The following is a 6,000-nucleotide window of genomic DNA, read 5'->3' on the forward strand; positions in this document are numbered from 1 at the left end:
AGACCGACCTCCACTCCGTAGTTAGATGTGAATGGGAGGGAGCGAGAATCGCTATGGCGATGTGGAGACGTGCACACATGGAACAATATGGGTGGTACAAAATTCACCTCTATTCCCGCATGCCCAATTCCCCATCCCCCAGCTACCGGCTTCTCCTTCATCCACTTCTTTAAACATCTACAGAATGAAATCCTGCGAATTCATGAGTCTGAGTGAGGAAACTGAATCATTTCGAGGGAGCTTAATCAGTCAATCCAATAATGACTGGTCAAACCATACATCCTCATAATCGTTCGTAATAAGAAATCTCCAACCTGGTCCCAATCCAAGATATTTTTTTAATTCTGGATTCCACTCATCTATATGCCTTACATGTATGGGGACAAAGAAGTCAGGCTCTTCTGAAAATCCCTCGCCAGCCCAGATATACCACCCACATGTTCCATTTTCAGGATTATGCCTTAGTCCATTAATAGGGACTAATTTATCTCTCACATTAAGAGCAATTCCCAGCTTTTCATTAAGACCGCTTTCAAGAAATTCAGCACCGTATTTAAGACAAATACTTTGTTGGGATTCAATCATTCTACTAATTGCACCTCACCTTCACTATCGTGCCCGTTAGTTGAACAAATGGATCAAATTAAGTAATCTTCAATCAGTTCATTAATTGAAGAAAGATGTTTTTTCAGCCATTCATTCCTTGTTTGAAATTGACTTAGAATGTAATTAAAGTTCTGCTCGACATTATTTCCAGAATAATGCTGACCGATGTAAATATGAAGTACAGCAATATGGTAAATTCGAGTCAACATCTCCAGTTGATTCATTTCTCGATATGTACATTTTCGAAATTTAGAGTAGCCTCTGATAAATGCTTCCGTCATATCCCATGATCCGTTTGTCAAATGTATGATGTGATTAAGAGAAATAGTAAACTCCATAAAGCTAATATCAAGTGAGGTAAAATCAAAATCCAATACACCATTTATTTTGTTCTCTTTTGCGAGTAAGTTGTAGATTAATACATCATGATGAACTAATTGCTTCGGCAATTCTATCCATTCATTTTTATGTTGTTCCACAAAGCCGATCATATCTTTATAAAAGTTAAGTGCTGTTTGAGGAATTTCAAAGGGTGGAGCCTTGATAAAAGATGCAACAGCATCATAATCGGCTAATGGATGCAGTCCATAAATTTCTGTGAAGGGAACGCCTTCAAATATTAACTCTGCTGCACATTGATTAAGTGCTAAGCTGATTTCACCTACAACAGAACCAAACTCTGTGGCTTGATTAACACTAGATATCTCCGGAACTGCCCCTTCAACAAACGAAACGATCGCACATAATGTTCCATCGGACAAGTGCACGTATTGTTCGTCCTCATTCGTATTTAAAAATACGGGCACGACAAATGAAAGATTCTGTTTACTCAAATACAATGTTAGTTGATCTTCAAATTTAATGCTTTCTACACTTTTAGTATGACGGTTGTAGATTCGAATGACATACTTTTGGTCATTTATTGTTAAAATTTTCGTTAAGTTAGTCAGACCGAATGGTACCGGATCGATATGGTATGCAGAATCCTCAAAGTAATTACGAACGATCATATCAATTCTTTCTTGCATAATTATCCCCCAATCCTATATCCATTCATTTTCAAACCAGATACTCCCAACAGGGTATCACAATGAGAAAATTTAGGGAATATTCAACGAAACAAGGAGCAGCTGCCGCCGGCAAACTGCTCCATTGTCTTTTCAACTAACGTACCCGTTAGCGTAATAGGCTTCTTTTTAGGGTACTCCACTTTCTGTTCGGATATTTTAAGACATTCCCTGAAGATGCTCAATATTTAAGCCAATAATGACTCATCGACCACCACTAACATTTATGATTTCTCCTAATATGTAATTCGAGGCATCTGATGAAAGAAAACTTATACATTCCGCGATCTCAATGGGCTGTGCTACTCGTGTAATGGGTATGGAAGTAGACATTCGGGCAATTCTATCGTCTTCTGGCGCGAATTTTTGATGAAACGGCGTATCGACCAAACCTGGCGCAACTCCGTTAACAATGATTCCGTATTCTATTAATTCTCGGGACATTCCGATTGTCATCGTATTTAATGCTCCTTTGGCAGAAGCATAATGAATACTTTCTCCCGCGCCACCGTAACGGGCTGCCGTTGAAGAAATATTTATTATCTTACCTTTCTCTTTTGGAATCATGTGCTTTAATACTGCTTGTGAACACAAAAGGACGCTAATGATATTCAATTTATAATTTTCTTCCCATAATTTTTCGCTGGCATCCATAAAAGTACTTTGACGTATACCCCCTGCAGCATTATTGACTAAAACATCTATCTTCCCGAAGGTTGAAATGACTTGCTCAACCATCTTATCGACTTGTTCTTTTTGGGTAACATCGGCCTGTACGGACAATGCCTCCCCGCCTATTTCCCGAATATGGTTAACGACTTCCACCGCGCGATTCTCGTCTGAACGAAAGTTAACGACAACTTTGGCTCCTTTTAATGCAAGTAATTCGGCAGTCGCACGCCCAATGCCTGAGGTGGCGCCTGTAATTAATATGACTTTTCCCAATAAGTCTTTCATGTTTATCCCTCACAATGAAGTTTATTGAATTGGCAAAAACGGCAGCTGATCCTCCGCGCCATTTCTGAGAATTACTTGCATAAATGTGTTCTTAAAAAATCAACAACATTTTGAAATGCACTTTGAACCATCGGATCATGAAAATTTCGATCAAAATCATGATCCGCTCCTTCAATCGTTATCAACTCAGTATATACTCCATGTTCTTGAAGCTTCTTATACATCATCACCGATTGCTCATATGGCGTTATTTTATCTTTATCTCCATGTAGAAATAACGTAGGCGGATACTCCGCAGTGATATTATGAATAGGGCTATATTGTATTAATTTATTATAATCATTAGCCGGATCGAATCCGGTCACTTCATTAACCCAAACACCTTGCTGAAAACAATAAAATAATAAATTGCCCCGTTCTTCCCACTGACCATTCGTTATTTCTTTTTCCCCTATGAATTGATAGGCGCTTTGCTTATCAACGATTTCATATTGTTGGCGGAAATGTTCACTCGGTTTCGTCGCCCATTCCCCTAGAATATCATGTCCAAAACAAGAAACTATCGCTTTTGGTTTAATGTCCATAGTGCCTATTAACAAGCTTAGATAACCACCAGAGGCTTTACCAAATAGAGCAATGTTATTTGTATCAAAATCATACCATTCCGTTGCTTTGGTTCGAGCCCATTCAAATGCATCTCTAATATCTTCTACAATCGATTCCAATTTTGTTTCAGGAGCCAGTCGGTGATCAATATTCACAACACTAAATCCAGCCTGACAAAAATACTCAATTTGTTCTAAAGACATCCAAGCTCTAGTTCCAGCAATTAAGCCACCACCATGAATGTAAATAATGACAGGCGAATTTCTCCCTTGGTAATAGATGTCAGCGTTAATAGAACAATTATTCACTTGTTTAAAAATCTTTGTTTCTTTCATCTTCTTTGTCTCCTTCCGAACCTTGCCTCATTAATGCTTAACTTTAAGGTATTCGCAAAGTACAAAGTGATTACACTATCCTGCCCGTTAGCGGAACAGGCTGCCGATGCTACTGCCGTCATTCCTGCCCCTGGCTGAACAAGGACAGCCTCCCACTTGAACATTAATATAGAACCTGCTAATTATAGCAATAAAGGAATAGTTTGGTTAAAGTTCATATGATATATTTGTTGTGAGCCTATCAGGCGAAGATGGTATCACCAATATTTGTAGCAGAGGAGTTGTTATTTTGACTTCCAACGAACCGGTCAGAAGAGGAGAATTTGGTTTAACGTTCCCTGTACGTCTAGTATCCGATATCAGAAAGTCTCAGGAATGGTATCGCAATGTGCTGCAATGTCACGACATCAGCGGCTATGGACATGCAACTCGGGGAGACAGAGGGGGAATGGGGCTCATTGTCAGCACAGCCGCTTCGCCGGACCATATTCGCCCGAACGCAGTCGCACAGAAACGCACGGATGAACCAGCGGAAGCGACAAGCTCGGAGTATGGTTGTGATTCTTTGGTTGAGGTCGCTTGGAATAACCTCGCTTATATCATCGAGGAAGTACGCAGCAGAGGTGGTAAAATTACAGTAGAGCCTTATGAATACGCGTACGAAGGCCGACTATACATGAAAGCGCATATTACCGATTATGACGGTTACAACATTGTTTTGAGCGCCAACCGTTCTCAGACGGAGGAAGCGATTTCGCAGCAGCCGGAAGATAAGTTTATAAAAACGGTTCAAGTACGCCTTGTTTCCGATTTGAAGAAGTCGCTGGACTGGTACAAAAAAGTGCTAGGTTGTGACGAGGTGAACGATTCCGGGTATGCAAGACGAGGTGATCCGGAGGCACCGTACCCTGTGATGGAAGTGATTTTACAACAAGCGGCATCTCCTAACGATGTATGTCCGAATGCCCAATGCGCAAAAGTCAGAGACGTTGAGGGTTTATGGGAAGGCCCCGATTTCCCGTGGGATACTTTTGTTCATGTGTCATGGGAGGATGTATTACTTATCGTTGACGAAGTACGAGCCATAGGCGGTACGATCGGAACGGAACCGCTTGAAACCTCAAATGATGGCTGGGACTTTCTCGATGCGCGTATTACGGACCCGGACGGGTACAGCATTATTCTTGGAGGCATGAGAAGGAGCGACGAAGCCTAATCATTCAAAGCCCTCTCTGTATAGATCGAAGGGGGCTTTCGCAGCTTTTACCACGTCTGCTGGATTTCTCCAGCAGGCCGTTGCTCTGCCGCTGGCAAACTACTCCTTTTTCGTTCAGCTATCATGCCCGTTAGCTTAACAACTGGGGTTTAATGAGATCTTTGCCAATAACATTAGCTGACACAGGCTTTTTGCCAACATCTCTCGCCCAGACCGATAGTTGGCCAATATGGTGGATTTCATGTGCGATTATATGACGCATTACTTCACCCCACGCATCGATGGCCATTTTCCCATCCGGTTGGGGATCGTAAAATGGGCGAGTCTCCATATCTATGTCCCAGGAATGTACAAACGGTTGCACTTCAAGCCGGAACGCTGCATCCAGGTTGCGGACTTTCTCCAAACTACTGTAACTTTCAAAGCTTTCTTGAAAATCCGATTTTCCCTGCAGGGAACGAATCCAACTCCACTCCACATCGATAATGTGAAAAAGAGTATGTAAAATCCCTCCGACTCCACCTGTACGAATACGAAGCAGTTCCTCCTCCGGTACGTCCTCACACCACCGGTACCATTCTTCCCTGACCAACCAATTGTAACGGAACATAATTTGCATGATATTCCTCCGCTTCTTTCACGATTTAATTTAAGCTACTATTCTGTCGAACAAAGAACCTACTATTGAGTCCTTCTCGTCATCTATACTACCACTTATTGGAACTATACTCCCCGTTACTTCAACGAATCAAGGAGCAGCTGCCGCCGGCAAACTGCTCCTTGTTCGTTTAGCTATCGTACCCGTTTAGTTGAATGACAAAATAATTGAAAGTCCCCCGATGATAGCCATAACAATACCGACCAACCCCAAAACTAATGCCCATAAACGAGAACTCGTAAAAACATATTCGTAAAATATATCATGAAGAAGTTCCATAACTGTTACCCAAAAAGTTTCTGCATTGCTTCTCCTCCAAAGAAAATACGCTGATACCAAAAGCAAAATACCGATAAACAGTATTATGAATCCCTGAAACAACTGAAGACCTTCTTCCTGTTTGACTCATTAGCAGTTCCATTGTTGCACATACATTAATCAGTCAAACTGCCCGTTCGTATTATGAGGTCAGCCAGTTTTTACTGGTTGACCTCTTTTGTCTTTAAGAGGTTTAGTACGGGTAGCCGGGGTAGAACGTCACTGCCCGTGGGGCTA

General features: G+C 41.5%; 5 protein-coding genes and 1 pseudogene. 1 reads left to right on the plus strand and 5 read right to left on the minus strand.

From position 1 onward, the window contains the following. Positions 1-252 precede the first annotated feature (252 nt). The 4 genes and pseudogenes from AC0YN4_RS18815 to AC0YN4_RS18830 all read right to left on the minus strand — a co-directional run. Positions 253-585: pseudogene (locus AC0YN4_RS18815) on the minus strand (immunity protein Imm33 domain-containing protein); the annotation flags it as partial. Between the two features lie 53 nt (positions 586-638). Beyond that, on the minus strand, positions 639-1,634 hold the full coding sequence (locus AC0YN4_RS18820) for a phosphotransferase (RefSeq protein WP_475836466.1): 996 nt from the start codon (positions 1,632-1,634) through the stop codon (positions 639-641). Between the two features lie 243 nt (positions 1,635-1,877). Further along, on the minus strand, positions 1,878-2,630 hold the full coding sequence (locus AC0YN4_RS18825; RefSeq protein WP_475836467.1) for an SDR family NAD(P)-dependent oxidoreductase: 753 nt from the start codon (positions 2,628-2,630) through the stop codon (positions 1,878-1,880). Positions 2,631-2,701: 71 nt separating this feature from the next. Next, entirely contained in the window at positions 2,702-3,571 is an 870-nt protein-coding gene (locus AC0YN4_RS18830; RefSeq protein ID WP_475836468.1) for an alpha/beta hydrolase fold domain-containing protein, read from the minus strand. Positions 3,572-3,860: 289 nt separating this feature from the next. Here AC0YN4_RS18830 and AC0YN4_RS18835 point away from each other — a divergent pair, with 289 nt between their 5' ends. Next, entirely contained in the window at positions 3,861-4,787 is a 927-nt protein-coding gene (locus AC0YN4_RS18835) for a VOC family protein (RefSeq protein WP_475836469.1), read from the plus strand. A gap of 130 nt (positions 4,788-4,917) precedes the next feature. On the opposite strand, the gene AC0YN4_RS18840 is transcribed toward AC0YN4_RS18835, so the two are convergent. Beyond that, positions 4,918-5,406, minus strand: a complete 489-nt coding sequence (locus AC0YN4_RS18840; RefSeq protein ID WP_475836470.1) for a DinB family protein — start codon at positions 5,404-5,406, stop codon at positions 4,918-4,920. Positions 5,407-6,000 lie beyond the last annotated feature (594 nt).

It is taken from the genome of Paenibacillus sp. J22R3 (assembly GCF_056269305.1).

Bases quoted from the DNA above. Each gene is read 5' to 3' on its own strand.
- AC0YN4_RS18820 (WP_475836466.1), bottom strand. From the start codon at position 1,634: ATGCAAGAAAGAATTGATATGATCGTTCGTAATTACTTTGAGGATTCT.
- AC0YN4_RS18825 (WP_475836467.1), bottom strand. From the start codon at position 2,630: ATGAAAGACTTATTGGGAAAAGTCATATTAATTACAGGCGCCACCTCA.
- AC0YN4_RS18830 (WP_475836468.1), bottom strand. From the start codon at position 3,571: ATGAAAGAAACAAAGATTTTTAAACAAGTGAATAATTGTTCTATTAAC.
- AC0YN4_RS18840 (WP_475836470.1), bottom strand. From the start codon at position 5,406: ATGCAAATTATGTTCCGTTACAATTGGTTGGTCAGGGAAGAATGGTAC.